At 62.2% G+C, this 12,593-nt stretch carries 10 protein-coding genes; 6 read left to right on the forward strand and 4 right to left on the reverse strand.

Annotated elements, in window-relative coordinates; genetic code table 11:
* Window positions 1-8: 8 nt before the first annotated feature.
* On the reverse strand, window positions 9-533 hold the full coding sequence (locus CLU93_RS17960; RefSeq protein ID WP_099762700.1) for a DUF6622 family protein: 525 nt from the start codon (window positions 531-533) through the stop codon (window positions 9-11).
* 173 nt (window positions 534-706) lie between these two features.
* Window positions 707-979: an oxidative damage protection protein gene (locus CLU93_RS17965; RefSeq protein ID WP_034750797.1), complete on the reverse strand. Its 273-nt coding sequence runs from the start codon at window positions 977-979 to the stop codon at window positions 707-709.
* A gap of 219 nt (window positions 980-1,198) precedes the next feature.
* On the opposite strand from CLU93_RS17965, the gene kdsA reads away from it, so the two are divergent.
* The gene (gene kdsA / locus CLU93_RS17970; RefSeq protein WP_071075913.1) at window positions 1,199-2,044 is read left to right on the forward strand and encodes a 3-deoxy-8-phosphooctulonate synthase; all 846 of its coding nucleotides are present in this window, start codon (window positions 1,199-1,201) and stop codon (window positions 2,042-2,044) included.
* 46 nt (window positions 2,045-2,090) lie between these two features.
* Here kdsA and argA read toward each other — a convergent pair whose 3' ends face one another.
* Window positions 2,091-3,401 (reverse strand): amino-acid N-acetyltransferase, encoded by a 1,311-nt coding sequence (gene argA / locus CLU93_RS17975; protein WP_046685875.1) that lies wholly within the window; start codon window positions 3,399-3,401, stop codon window positions 2,091-2,093.
* Between the two features lie 57 nt (window positions 3,402-3,458).
* Here argA and hrpA point away from each other — a divergent pair, with 57 nt between their 5' ends.
* The 3 genes from hrpA (at window position 3,459) to CLU93_RS17990 (ending at window position 8,985) form a co-directional block, all read left to right on the forward strand.
* Window positions 3,459-7,634: an ATP-dependent RNA helicase HrpA gene (gene hrpA, locus CLU93_RS17980; RefSeq protein ID WP_099762703.1), complete on the forward strand. Its 4,176-nt coding sequence runs from the start codon at window positions 3,459-3,461 to the stop codon at window positions 7,632-7,634.
* Between the two features lie 98 nt (window positions 7,635-7,732).
* Entirely contained in the window at window positions 7,733-8,083 is a 351-nt protein-coding gene (locus CLU93_RS17985) for a transposase (protein ID WP_099759988.1), read from the forward strand.
* A gap of 17 nt (window positions 8,084-8,100) precedes the next feature.
* A complete protein-coding gene (locus CLU93_RS17990) occupies window positions 8,101-8,985 on the forward strand; it encodes an IS3 family transposase (protein WP_243420400.1) in 885 nt (294 codons plus the stop codon).
* Window positions 8,986-9,054: 69 nt separating this feature from the next.
* Here CLU93_RS17990 and CLU93_RS17995 read toward each other — a convergent pair whose 3' ends face one another.
* Window positions 9,055-9,645, reverse strand: a complete 591-nt coding sequence (locus CLU93_RS17995; RefSeq protein ID WP_099762706.1) for a PRC-barrel domain-containing protein — start codon at window positions 9,643-9,645, stop codon at window positions 9,055-9,057.
* A gap of 238 nt (window positions 9,646-9,883) precedes the next feature.
* On the opposite strand from CLU93_RS17995, the gene CLU93_RS18000 reads away from it, so the two are divergent.
* Together CLU93_RS18000 and CLU93_RS18005 are read left to right on the forward strand one after the other, a co-directional pair.
* A complete protein-coding gene (locus CLU93_RS18000) occupies window positions 9,884-11,083 on the forward strand; it encodes an extracellular catalytic domain type 1 short-chain-length polyhydroxyalkanoate depolymerase (protein ID WP_099762708.1) in 1,200 nt (399 codons plus the stop codon).
* A 283-nt stretch (window positions 11,084-11,366) separates the two neighbouring features.
* Complete coding sequence (locus CLU93_RS18005) at window positions 11,367-12,581, forward strand: MFS transporter (RefSeq protein ID WP_099762711.1); 1,215 nt, start codon at window positions 11,367-11,369, stop codon at window positions 12,579-12,581.
* The last annotated feature ends 12 nt before the right edge of the window (window positions 12,582-12,593 follow it).

The raw sequence follows: 12,593 nt of genomic DNA on the forward strand, positions 1-12,593 counted from the left end.
TACCTGTCTTATACGGCGGCCCCTTGCGGGCCGCTTGTCATGTGCGCCTGGCGGTACACGCTCACGGTGCGCAGCAAGCCACCCAAAAAGATGCCGCTGAAGCCACCGTAGGCGAGGCAGACGGGCACGCTGAAACCGCTCGCATGAACGTAGGCGGGCGCGATGGACAGGGTCACGGCGACCGCATATTTCATGCAAAAAATACTCATCATCAGGATCAACGGCAGCCAGCTGCCGGGGCGCTGCACGCTGCCCCGCTGGGGAATGGCCACTATCTTGCGCGTATCGGCCAGCGTCCAGGCCAGCGCCGCACCGGCCAGGGCGCCGGCGGCCCAGGCGAACGGCGCGCTGCCGGCCAAGCCGAAGCTGCCGTACACGCCGCTCAGCGACAGGGCCAGCATGACCAGGGGAATGATGCACAGCTTGCGCAAAGTCACTTCGCGTGCGCGGCTGGCCAGCACGCCCCGGTACACGAGAAAGCCCAGGATGGCCCAGACGTAGAGGGGGGTGTGGCTGAAGATGTGCTGCAACATGGTGTCCGCCTAGGTGTGAGGTTGTCGATGGACGTACTGTGCCTGCAAGCGGCGCGAGCGGCGAGCAGTGTGCGACGAAACGGGGAAGAGGTGCCGTGAAACGGCGGGGCAGGGCGTGAAACGCAGGTGAAACTGCCCGTGACGCGGCGGCCACGGGCGGGAATGCTTGAAACTTACTCGGTAGGGGGCACGTAACCCATGGCGGCATCGGCGCCATCGCCGAAGAAATGCTTTTCCATCTGCGTGGCCAGGTATTTGCGGGCGCGCGCGTCGGCCAGGTTCAAACGGTTTTCATTGACCAGCATGGTCTGGTGCTTGAGCCAGGCGGCCCATGCTTCTTTCGACACCGATTCGTAAATCTTCTTGCCCAGTTCGCCCGGGTACGGTGGGAAATCGAGTCCTTCGGCTTCCTTGTTGAGTTTGATGCAGTGGATCGTGCGGGCCATCTGTGCTCCTGAATCAGTGTAGAGATAAAGCGTGATTATAAGGCACTTTGCGCCTGCCCTCGCGGGGCCGTCGCGGCCCGGCCACGCGCCGTTTGCCACGCCCTTGCGCTGGATCAAATTTGATCTGCGCCGTCCTAGCTAGTAAGATGCCTTATCGCGCCAGCCGCTGGCTGCGCCTCGTCCAAGCAAGTAGTAGCAATTAACCAATATGGAATCCGTATGACCTCAGTGAAAGTCCATGGCATCGACGTCAGCAATACCGGCAGCTTCGTGCTGTTTGGCGGCATCAACGTGCTCGAATCGCGCGATCTCGCCATGCGCGCCTGCGAAGAATATGTGCGCGTGACGCAAAAACTGGGCATTCCCTATGTGTTCAAGGCCAGCTTCGACAAGGCCAACCGTTCATCGATCCATTCCTATCGCGGCCCGGGCCTGGAAGAAGGCATGCGCATCTTCCAGGATGTGAAGGCGGCGTTCGGCGTGCCCGTGATTACCGACGTGCATGAGCCATGGCAGGCGCAGCAGGTGGCCGAAGTGGTCGACGTGCTGCAGCTGCCCGCCTTCCTGGCGCGCCAGACGGACCTCGTCGTGGCCCTGGCAAAAACCGGTAAAGTCATCAACATCAAGAAGCCGCAATTTTTGAGCCCTGGCCAGATGGCCAATATCGTCGAAAAATTCAAGGAAGCGGGCAACGATCAATTGATCCTGTGCGACCGTGGCACGTGCCTCGGCTACGACAACCTGGTGGTCGACATGCTGGGTTTTGGCGTGATGAAGAAAACCTGCGACGACTTGCCGATCATCTTCGACGTCACGCACGCGCTGCAGCAGCGCGACCCCGGTGGCGCCGCGTCGGGCGGCCGCCGCCAGCAAGTGGCGGACCTGGCCCGCGCCGGCCTGGCCGTCGGCATCGCCGGCCTGTTCCTGGAAGCCCATCCTGACCCGGACAACGCCCGTTGCGACGGCCCCAGCGCCTTGCCGCTGGACCAGCTGGAGCCATTCCTGGCGCAATTGAAGGCGCTCGATGACCTGGTCAAATCGTTTGCGCCGCTGAATATCAAGTAATGATGTGTAGTAAAGAAAAAGCCCGGCATGCCGGGCTTTTTCAGTTTTAGAGTGTCTTGATGAGCACTTGGGATTTGCGCTGCCAGTTATACATATGCTGGCGGTCTTTCGGCAAATCGTCGACGGTGGCCGGCACGAAGCCGCGTTTCTTGAACCAGTGCGAGGTGCGCGTGGTCAGCACGAACAGTTTGTTCAGGCCGGCGGCACGGGCGCGGTTTTCCATGTGTTTCAGGATGCGCTCGCCATCGCCCTGGGCTTGTACTTCCGGGTTGACTGTCAGGCATGCCATTTCCGCCATCTTTTGCGCGGGGAACGGGTACAGGGCGGCGCAGCCGAAGATCACGCCATCATGCTCGATGACGGAGAAATAATCGATCTCGCGTTCGATCAGTTCGCGGCCCCGCTTCACCAAAGTGCCGTCCGCTTCCAGCGGTTCGATCAGTTTGATGATGCCGCCCACGTCTTCGATGGTGGCCTGGCGCAGGCTTTCCAGGTTTTCATGGCTGATCATGGTGCCCACGCCATCATGGGTGAACAATTCCAGCAGGGCCGAGCCATCCATCGAGAACGGCACGATGTGCGAGCGCTCGACGCCGTTGTGGCAAGCCTTGACGCAATGTTTCAGATAAAACGCCGTGGCGTCGGGCAAGAATCCAGCCATCAGCACGGCTTCGGCCTGGTGCGACGACAGTTCGCGGATTTCCACGCCCGTGGCGTCTTCCATCATCGGTGTTTCCGTGATGAAAATCAGTTTGTCCGCATGCAGGGCGATGGCGGCGCTGCAAGCCACGTCTTCCATGGTCAGATTGAACGCTTCGCCCGTGGGCGAGAAGCCCAGCGGCGACAGCAGCACCAGGCCGTCCGAACCGAGGATGGAATGGATGGTTTCGGCGTCGACCTTGCGCGTGATGCCCGTCAGTTCCAGGTCCACGCCATCGATCACGCCCAGCGGGCGCGCCGTGATGAAGTTGCCGGAAATGATGCGGATGGCCGCATGCGACATGGGCGTGTTCGGCAAGCCCTGGCTGAACGCGGCCTCGATATCGAGGCGCAGCTCGCCGGCAGCTTCCTTCGCGCATTCCAGCGCGGCGATATCCGTGATGCGTACGCCGTTGTGGAAGCGGCCTTCGACGTTGCGCAAGGCCAGTTGTTCCGCCACCTGCGGCCGCGAGCCGTAGACGACGGTGACATTGATGTCCAGCGCATGCAGCAGGGACAAATCATGGGCCAGCACCTGCAGCGCCCCGGCGCTGACGAGTTCACCGGGGAAGGCGACCACGAAGGTCTTGCCGCGAAAGGCGTGGATGTAGGGCGCGACGGAGCGCAGCCATTGGACGAATTGGGTAGGGTTTTCCATTAAGCGCATTATAATTCGCTGCGCGATGTGCGCGCTTAAAATACCTGTAAAAAAACAATGTCTTCAGCCAGCAATAAGTCTTCCCCTTCTTCCAACGTTGCAAATGTGCCCGCCAGTGCGGATATTGCCACGCCTGCCGCCACGCCTGCGCAGGGCCGCCAGCGCCCGCCCGTGAGCCAGCAAAGGCCGCAGCCGCCGCGCACGGAACAACAGAAACAGCAACAGCAGCAGCGCGCGCCGCGTCCGCCGCGCGAGGGGCAGGAAAGCCGCGAAAGCCGTGATGCAGCGCGCGCCGCGCGCGAGGCGGAAAAGGCTTTCCGCAATCCGCTGCCACCGATTACGTATCCGGAAGACTTGCCCGTCTCGGGCCGGCGCGCCGAAATCGCCAAGGCCCTGATGGAAAACCAGGTGATCATCGTCTCGGGCGAGACGGGTTCCGGCAAGACGACGCAGTTGCCGAAGATTTGCCTGGAACTGGGACGTGGCCAGAAGGGCATGATCGGCCACACGCAGCCGCGGCGTATCGCCGCTTCCTCGACGGCCAAGCGCATCGCGCAGGAACTCGGTACGCCGCTGGGCGAAACGGTGGGCTTCAAGGTGCGCTTTACCGACACCCTGAGCCGTGGCGCCTCCGTCAAGCTGATGACGGACGGTATCCTGCTGGCCGAGACGCAGACCGACCCGCTGTTGAAAAATTACGACACCATCATCATCGATGAAGCGCACGAACGCAGCCTGAACATCGATTTCCTGCTCGGTTATCTGAAACAGCTGCTGCCGCGCCGGCCCGATTTGAAAATCATCATCACCTCGGCCACCATCGATGCGGAACGCTTCTCGCGCCATTTCGGCACACCGGGAAAACCCGCGCCCGTGATTGAAGTGTCGGGCCGTCTGTACCAGGTGGAAGTGCGCTACCGTCCCGTGGAGCGCGAACAGGTGGCCATGCCGGGTGCCGCCAACCCTGACAAACCTGGCCAGCGGACGGCCGCCGCGCGCGAAAAGCGCGACCTGATGGATGCCGTCGTCGATGGCGTGGAAGAGCTGTGCCGCATCGGCTCGGGCGACGTGCTGGTGTTCTTGCCGGGCGAGCGCGAAATCCGCGACTGCGCCGAAGCGCTGCGCAAGCACCATCCGCCGCACGTGGAAATCTTGCCGCTGTTCGCCCGTTTGTCGGCCGAGGAGCAGGAGCGGGTCTTCAAGACCAGCAATGCGCGCCGCATCGTGCTGGCCACCAACGTGGCGGAAACCTCGCTGACCGTGCCCGGCATCCGCTACGTGGTCGACGCTGGCCTGGCGCGCGTGAAACGCTACAGTTATCGCAACAAGGTGGAGCAGCTGCAGGTCGAGCCGATCGCCCAGTCGGCCGCCAACCAGCGCGCCGGGCGTTGCGGCCGCGTGGCCGATGGCGTCTGCATCCGCCTGTACGAAGAGCAGGATTATTTGCTGCGGCCCAAATTCACGGAGCCGGAAATCCTGCGCTCCTCGCTGGCGGCCGTCATCCTGCGCATGAAATCCCTGCACCTGACGGACGTGGAAACCTTCCCCTTCATCGAGCCGCCGCTGGCGCGCGCGGTGGCCGACGGTTATCAATTGCTGCAGGAACTGGGCGCCGTCGATGAAGTCAATCAACTCACGCCGCTGGGCAACAAGCTGGCCAAGCTGCCGCTCGACCCGCGCGTGGGCCGCATGATTTTGGCCGCGCTCGATAACGCGTGTCTGACGGAAGTGCTGATCGTCGCCGCGGCCCTGTCCGTGCAAGACCCGCGCGACCGGCCGATGGAGCACCAGCAGGCGGCCGACGAGGCGCACAAGAAGTTTGCCGATGAGAAGTCGGAATTTTTGAGCTACCTGAAAATCTGGCGCTGGTTCGAGTCCGCCATCGAGCACAAGAAAACCAACCGCCAGCTGCAGGACAATTGCCGCACGAATTTCCTGTCGCAGATGCGCTTGCGCGAATGGCGCGACGTGCATTCGCAGTTGCTGACCATCGTCAAGGAGCAGGGCTGGCGCCTGAACGAAGCACCGGCCACCTATGACAACCTGCACATGGCCTTGCTGACCGGCTTGCTGGGCAATATCGGTTTCAAGGGCGAAGACGAGCCGGGTGCCGGGTATCTGGGCGCGCGCGGCATCAAGTTCCATATCTGGCCCGGTTCCTCGCTGCTGAAAAAGCCGGGCAAGTGGATCATGGCGGCCGAACTGGTCGACACCACGCGATTGTACGCGCGCTGCGTGGCACAGATCCAGCCCGAATGGCTGGAAAAAGTCGGCGAACATTTGCTGAAAAAATCGTGGGGCGAGCCGCGCTGGGAAAAACGTTCGGCGCAAGTGACGGCTTCGGAACGCGCGACTTTATATGGCCTGGTGGTGTACAGCCAGCGCCGCATCAATTACGGCAATTTCAACTTGCCGGAAGCGCGTGAAATTTTTATTCGCGACGCCCTCGTCGGCGGCGACTTCGACACGCGCGCGCCGTTTTTTGCGCACAATCACAAGCTGATCAAGGACATTGAAAACCTCGAACACAAATCGCGCCGCCTGGACGTGCTGGTCGACGATGAATTGATCGCCGCTTTCTATGACCAGCTGCTGCCGGCGGACGTGTGCAATGGCGCCGGTTTTGAAAAATGGCACAAGGAAGCCACGCGCGAGAACCCGAAGCTGCTGTATCTGAACCGCGAAGAGCTGATGCGCCACGAGGCGGCCGGCGTGACCACCGACTTGTTCCCGAAAACCATGTCCGTGACGGGCCTGGAAATGGGCCTGACGTACCACTTCGAGCCGGGCAGCGTGCGCGATGGTGTGACCTTATCCGTGCCGCTGTATGCGCTGAACCAGTTGCCGCGCGAGCGCTGCGAATGGCTGGTGCCGGGCATGCTGAAGGAAAAAGTGCATCTGCTATTGAAATCCTTGCCGCAAAAGCTGCGCCGCCACTGCGTGCCGCTGCCTGACTATGCGGCGAAATTCTGCGAGCGCGTGCATGCAGCGGGCGTGTTTGGCCGCGGTGACCTGATCGACGCCATCATCCTCGATATCCGCACGCAAATTACCATCAACGTGCTGACGACGGACTTCAAGCCGGAAACCTTGCCTGCCCATCACTTCATGAATTTCAAGGTGATCGACGAGCATGGCCGCCAGCTGGACATGGGCCGCAACCTGGCCACCCTGCAGGCGGAATTCGGCGGCCAGGCGCGCCAGAGTTTCCAGAAACTGGCCGAAGTGTCGGGCGTGTCGGGCACGGGCACGCCCGGTGCCAAGGTGGCGGGCGCGCAAGTGGCGTCGCGGCTGCAGGCACAGAGCGCTACAGTGGCAGCAGGCAAGGGCGCCGCTACTGCCACTGCGGCCGCGCCGGCGTCAAGCAATGCCACCGTCTCGCAGCACATGGGCTTGACGGCCTGGACCTTTGGCGAATTGCCGGAGTTGCTCGAAATCGTGCAGGGCAAGTTGACCCTGATCGGCTTCCCCGCGCTGGTCGACAAGGGCACGCATTGCGACCTGGAAGTGTTTGACGACCCGACCGTGGCCGCGCGCACGCACAAGGTCGGTTTGCGCCGCCTGTTCGCGTTGCAAATGAAGGAGCAGATCAAATACGTCGAGAAAAGCATCCCTGGCCTGCAACAGATGGGCATGCAGTTCATGGCCCTCGGGTCGCAGGAAGAGTTGCGCGAGCAAATCATCAACAAGGCGCTCGACATCGCTTGCCTGCAAGATCCACTGCCGCTGGACGCCGCCTCGTTTGCCAAGCGCCAGGCGGAAGGCAAGTCGCGCCTGGTTCTGCTGGTCAATGAAATCGCCCGCTTGCTGTCGCAAGTACTGACGGAATTCCACGGTTTGCCCAAGCGCCTGCAGAATATACCCGCAGCGGCGGCCACCGATATCCAGGCGCAGCTGCAAGGACTCGTGCATAAACGCTTCCTGACGGAAAACGAGTACACGCAGCTGGCGCACTTCCCCCGTTATCTGAAAGCGATCAATGTGCGCCTGGAAAAACTGCGCGCCGACCCCGCGCGCGACACCAAGCTGATGGCCGAATGGCAATCGGCGGCCGCGCCGTATTTGCGTCAGGCCAAGGATCGCCAGGCCGGCAAGAATACGGACCCGAAACTGGTCGAGTTCCGCTGGATGCTGGAAGAGCTGCGCGTATCGCTGTTTGCGCAGGAGTTGAGGACGCCGATGCCTGTTTCTGCTAAAAGGTTACAGAAAGTATGGGAGTCCATGCAGCGGTAGGTTCACCCCCAAGCAAAGACTGGGGTCGTACTGAGCTAGCCCGGATTTGATGGAGGGTCACTAATTTGAGAAAATAGTGACATCCAAAGGAATCCATCATGACCAAGAAGCCATCGCTTGCCGTATCAGACGCTGTTCCCGCTACGCAAGTGCGGCGGGAACGCACCGTTTTCTCCAGGCAGTTCAAACTCACTGCTGTAGAGCGCATGCAGGAACCTGGCTGCAGCCCGGCCGCCTTGGCGCTGGAACTGGGCATCCGCCGCAATCAGCTGTACAAGTGGGCTGCCGCGCTCAAGCAAGCTGGCGAACTGCCGGCGCCGAAAGTGGTAACGCCTGTCTCGACCACGGATCTGGCCAAAGAGAATGTCCGTTTAAAGCGTGCACTGCAGGCTTCGCTGGAGGAGAACGCCATCTTAAAAAAGCTCGATGCGTACTTAACGCGGCGTTAAAGCACAAGTACGCTTTCATTACCGCGCACCAAGCCGAGTTTCGGCTCGCCGCGATGTGCCGGGTACTGCAGGTCAGTCCCAGCAGTTATTATGCGGCCGCGAAACGGTTGCCCAGCTTGCATGACACTGTCGATCTGGCGCTGCGCGAGGACATCAAGCGCCTCCATGCAGAACATCGCTGTGCGCCGGGCGCGGTCAAGACCTGGCGGCTGTTGCATGCGCAGGGAATCATCTGCGGCAAGCACCGCGTGGCACGCCTGCGCAAGCTCGATGGCATTACGTCGATGCGCCGGCAGCGCTTTCGTGTCATGCAGACACATCAACACACCGAGCCTCCAGCGCCTGATTTGTTGCAACGGAAGTTCAATGTTGCCGCGCCCAATACGGCCTGGGTGGGCGATATCACGTCGATACGTACGCGTGAAGGATGGCTGCATCTGGCCATCGTGCTCGACCTGTTTGCACGCCGGGTGGTGGGATGGTCGATGGATACGTCGCAGCCTGCCATGCTACCCATCGCGGCCTTGAGGATGGCCATTGCGCAGCGCAAGCCGCCTGCCAATCTGATCTGTCATACCGATCAGGGCAGTGTGTACGGATCGGCGGCCTATCGCAGCGTGCTGCAGGAACATCAGTTGCGGCCCAGCATGAGCCGGCGTGGTAACTGCCACGATAACGCCGTGGCCGAGAGCTTCTTCTCGCAGCTGAAAAACGAAATCACGCACAATACGACGTATGCCACACGCGAAGAGGCCAAGGCTGCTATCGTCGATTACATCGAGGTGTATTACAATCGGATGCGCTTGCATCAAAGCTTGAAATACCGCACCCCAATCGAGGTTGAGGTGCATTACGCATCGATTAAAAATCCCCCGCACCGCGAGGGAGTGACTCTCCATTAAAACCGGGACACCTCATACCCTCAGGGTACGACCCCAGCCCTTGCCTGTCGGGTTTGTCTGCCTGGTCCCTTAACTACGCTCGTCGCGCCCATCATCGCTGAGCGATGAGCGCGAGCCCAGGTCGCCCTGGCTGCTGCCCGTGCCGGCGCGGCTGCCGCTCATGGAGGTGCCGGACATGCTGCCGTCGCTGCCCGATTGCAAGCTGGCGCCACCGCGCAGGTCGCTGCTGGACTGCATGCGGCCCGCTGCCATGACACCGCTGCCGTAGCGCGTGCCGCTGCCATAGAACGCTTCCATCTGCTGGTTCCACGCATCGCTGCCCATGTCGGGCCAGTTGTTCTTGTCGAAACCGGGTGCGTCTTTCAGCTGGTTTTTTTCCACGTTGAGCAAGAAGCGCTTGTTGACGGGGTCCAGGGTCAGGCGTTCCCAGGGCACGGCAAACAGCTTGTCGCCCATGCCCAGAATGCCGCCGAACGACAGCACGGCATAGGCGATCTGGCCCGTGCGCATGTCGAGCATGATTTCCTTGATGTCGCCCAGTTCCTCGTCGCTGTGATTGTAGACATCGTCGCCGAGCAGGGTGTCGGCCCCCATCAGGGCCGGCCCCGGGCCGTCGTCGTTGCGGTACATGCCCAGGATATCGCGGTCCAGATAGCTCATGGTGTTTTCTCCTCGTGTGAAGTGCTGATCGAACATCCAGAGTAAGCATACGCACCAGGTAGCGCTTGATCTGCCTCAATGGTGCCCAGGGCACTTCTTAAGAGCGCAAGCGCACAGAGCGCGTGGCCAATTGCGGTACTCTATGCTCTCAACCGGGGAGGCCGTACATGCTGATGACGCAACGACGCAATGGGATGGGCAAGCGCCAGGCGCCACGGCAACGCGCAGGCAGGGGTCCATGGTGAAGCCCGCCACCAAATGGCTGCGCGGGCTATTGCGCGCCGGCAAGGCGCAGCAGCGTACGGCGACCAAACTGGCCAAGGTGCTGTTCGGGCCCGTGCCGGCCAAGCCCACGCCTAAACCTAAACCCAAACCCCGCAGCAAGAGCGTGGCCAAGCCCAGGCCGACGCCGCGCGCCAGGCCCGCCAGCGACGCCGTGCCCGCGCTGGCGCCGTTTGCCACGCCCCTGTCGCCGCCGCGCGTGCGCAAGCGAACGGCGCCTCCGCCGGGCAAGTGGCTGGCCGCCCACTATGCGCCGTTGCCGGAGCTGGGGAAGTTGCCGGGCCGGCGCCTGGCGTATTTCCTGTACCTGCCCGAGAAGGCGCCCAGCGTCGCCATGCGCAGCCGGGGCCGGCCGCTGCTGGTGATGCTGCATGGCTGCGAGCAGAGCGCCACGCAGTTTGCCGAAGGCACGCGCATGAACCGCCTGGCCGAACGCAAGGGCTATGCCGTGCTGTATCCGCAGCAATCGCTGCGTTCGCATGCGCGCCGCTGCTGGAAGTGGTACGACAAGCTGACGCAGGAGGGTGGCGGCGACGTGCGCCTGATCGTCGGCGCCATCGAGCAAGTGGCGGCCCGCTACGCGATCGACCGCGCGCGCATCTATATCTGCGGCATTTCCGCCGGCGCCGGCATGGCGCATATCGTGGCCCTGAACCATCCCCATCTGTTTGCCGCGCTGGGCCTGCATTCGGGACCCGTGTTTGGCGCCGGGCATAACCTGATCGGCGCGCTGGGCGTGATGCAGCATGGCGCTGCCGCCCGTGCCGACGTGGCCATCGATGAAGTGCTGGCGCGCCAGCCCGCGTTTCCCCGCCTGCCGACCATCCTGCTGCAAGGGCTGGCCGACAAGGTGGTGCGGCCCATTAACCAGACGCAGCTGGTACGCCAGAGCGTGCGCGTGAACCGCCTGCCAGCCGATACCTTGGTGACGGCGCAGCGCCTGCCGGGCGGCGCGGCGGGCGGGCGCAATCCGGCCCATGCGTACGCGCTGCACGATTATCAGGTGGGCCAGGAGGTGCTGCTGCGCGTGGCGCAGGTCGAGCACCTTGAACATGCGTGGAGCGGCGGCGACGCCAGCCTGCCGTTCAATGACAAGGCCAAGCCCGACGCCAGCAAGATGCTGCTCGATTTCTTCGCCAGCCACCGCCGCCGCTAAGCCAGCCTGCCGCGCGTCGCAACGGCGCGGCAGGCACTGGTACGCATCGCTACTGCCTTCCCCCATCGCCGGCCGTGCCCTCCTGGGCCCCGGCAGCGTCTGCCGCGCTGCCCTCGATTTTTTAAGTGGTATCGCTGCGGTATTTAAAAATCGCAAAAACAGGCGATAAAAATCCTAACTGGTATACAATTGGTACACGTTTTCAGTGTAATCCGTGTTCGCCGTCCCATGCCCCGACGGCAGATACGCACTGACGGCAGCCACCCACGTTACGGAACGCACCATGTCCATCCAGTCCAGGCAGTTGCTGTGGTTTTTTGCGTTTTTCCTCGTTTTTGAGTTGAATATCTATCTGTCGAACGACATGATCATGCCGGCCATGCTGGGCATCGTCGGCGAGTTCCAGGCGGAGGCAAAATTCGTCCCCCTGTCCCTGAGCCTGTATCTGCTGGGCGGCAGTTCGCTGCAGATTTTCCTCGGTCCCCTGGCCGACACGATCGGCAAGCGCAAGCTGGTGCTGACTGGCAATACCTTGTTCCTGCTGGCCACCTTGGCCGTGCCGTTTGCCAATTCCATCGAGCAATTTCTCGCCCTGCGCTTCATCCAGGGCATGGGTTGCTGCTTCATCTTCATCGGCTATGCCATGATCCATGAACTGTTCGATGACATGGCGGCCGTCAAGCTCAGCAGCATTCTGTCGAGCACCACCATCCTCGCGCCCCTGGCCGGCCCCATCCTCGGCAGCGCCATCATCAGCCAGCTGGACTGGCGCTACGTGTTTTTCCTCTCCGGCCTGCTGGCGTTGCTGTCTCTACTGGGCCTGTTCAAGAGCATGCCGCGCACGGCGCCGACCGTCACGCGCCTGGACCTGGCCGCCATCGTGCGCAGCTATGTCTCCATTTTTAGCAACGGGCGCTTCATGTTCGGCATGTTCACGGCCGGGCTGGCCACCGTGCCTCTGACGGCCTGGATCGGCTTTTCGCCCCTCTTCGTGCTGCAGGAGATGGGCGCCTCCTACGCCACGTATATCGCGCTGCAATGCGTGATTCTGTCCGGCTTTGTCCTCAGCAGCATCGCCATCCAGCGCCTGCGCCAGGATTTCCCCCTCGTCCATCTGCTGCGCCTGGGCGGGCTGATCGCGGCCGCCGGCATGCTGGGCGCGGGTCTGGGGCGCCATCACGTGGATGTATTTGCCGCTTGCATGTTTGTCTATTCCATCGGCTTCGGCCTGTTCAACGGCGCCCTGATCCGCAGCGCGCTCACGGCCAGCAAGGAATCGATGACATTGACGACGGCCGCCATGAGCTTGCTGTATTGCATTTATCTGTCCGCCTGGCTGCAGCTGTACAACGTGCTGTGCCAGCGCTTCGGCTATGCGCTGGAAACGTATGCGCTACTGAATATCCCCGTCATCGTGGTCATCGCCGCCTGCCTGCTGCTGTTTACGCGGGGCATGGCGGGGCGCGGGGAAGGCGCGGTGCGGCTGGCCCGGCACTGATGGCGCCACGCT

This window comes from Janthinobacterium sp. 35 (assembly GCF_002754575.1).
Taxonomy (GTDB): domain Bacteria; phylum Pseudomonadota; class Gammaproteobacteria; order Burkholderiales; family Burkholderiaceae_D; genus Janthinobacterium; species Janthinobacterium tructae.

What these genes read in the sequence shown, in the direction of transcription:
- CLU93_RS17960 (WP_099762700.1), bottom strand. Translation starts at nt 533, where the DNA reads ATGTTGCAGCACATCTTCAGCCACACCCCCCTCTACGTCTGGGCCATC.
- CLU93_RS17965 (WP_034750797.1), bottom strand. Translation starts at nt 979, where the DNA reads ATGGCCCGCACGATCCACTGCATCAAACTCAACAAGGAAGCCGAAGGA.
- kdsA (WP_071075913.1), top strand. Translation starts at nt 1,199, where the DNA reads ATGACCTCAGTGAAAGTCCATGGCATCGACGTCAGCAATACCGGCAGC.
- argA (WP_046685875.1), bottom strand. Translation starts at nt 3,401, where the DNA reads ATGGAAAACCCTACCCAATTCGTCCAATGGCTGCGCTCCGTCGCGCCC.
- hrpA (WP_099762703.1), top strand. Translation starts at nt 3,459, where the DNA reads ATGTCTTCAGCCAGCAATAAGTCTTCCCCTTCTTCCAACGTTGCAAAT.
- CLU93_RS17985 (WP_099759988.1), top strand. Translation starts at nt 7,733, where the DNA reads ATGACCAAGAAGCCATCGCTTGCCGTATCAGACGCTGTTCCCGCTACG.
- CLU93_RS17995 (WP_099762706.1), bottom strand. Translation starts at nt 9,645, where the DNA reads ATGAGCTATCTGGACCGCGATATCCTGGGCATGTACCGCAACGACGAC.
- CLU93_RS18000 (WP_099762708.1), top strand. Translation starts at nt 9,884, where the DNA reads ATGGTGAAGCCCGCCACCAAATGGCTGCGCGGGCTATTGCGCGCCGGC.
- CLU93_RS18005 (WP_099762711.1), top strand. Translation starts at nt 11,367, where the DNA reads ATGTCCATCCAGTCCAGGCAGTTGCTGTGGTTTTTTGCGTTTTTCCTC.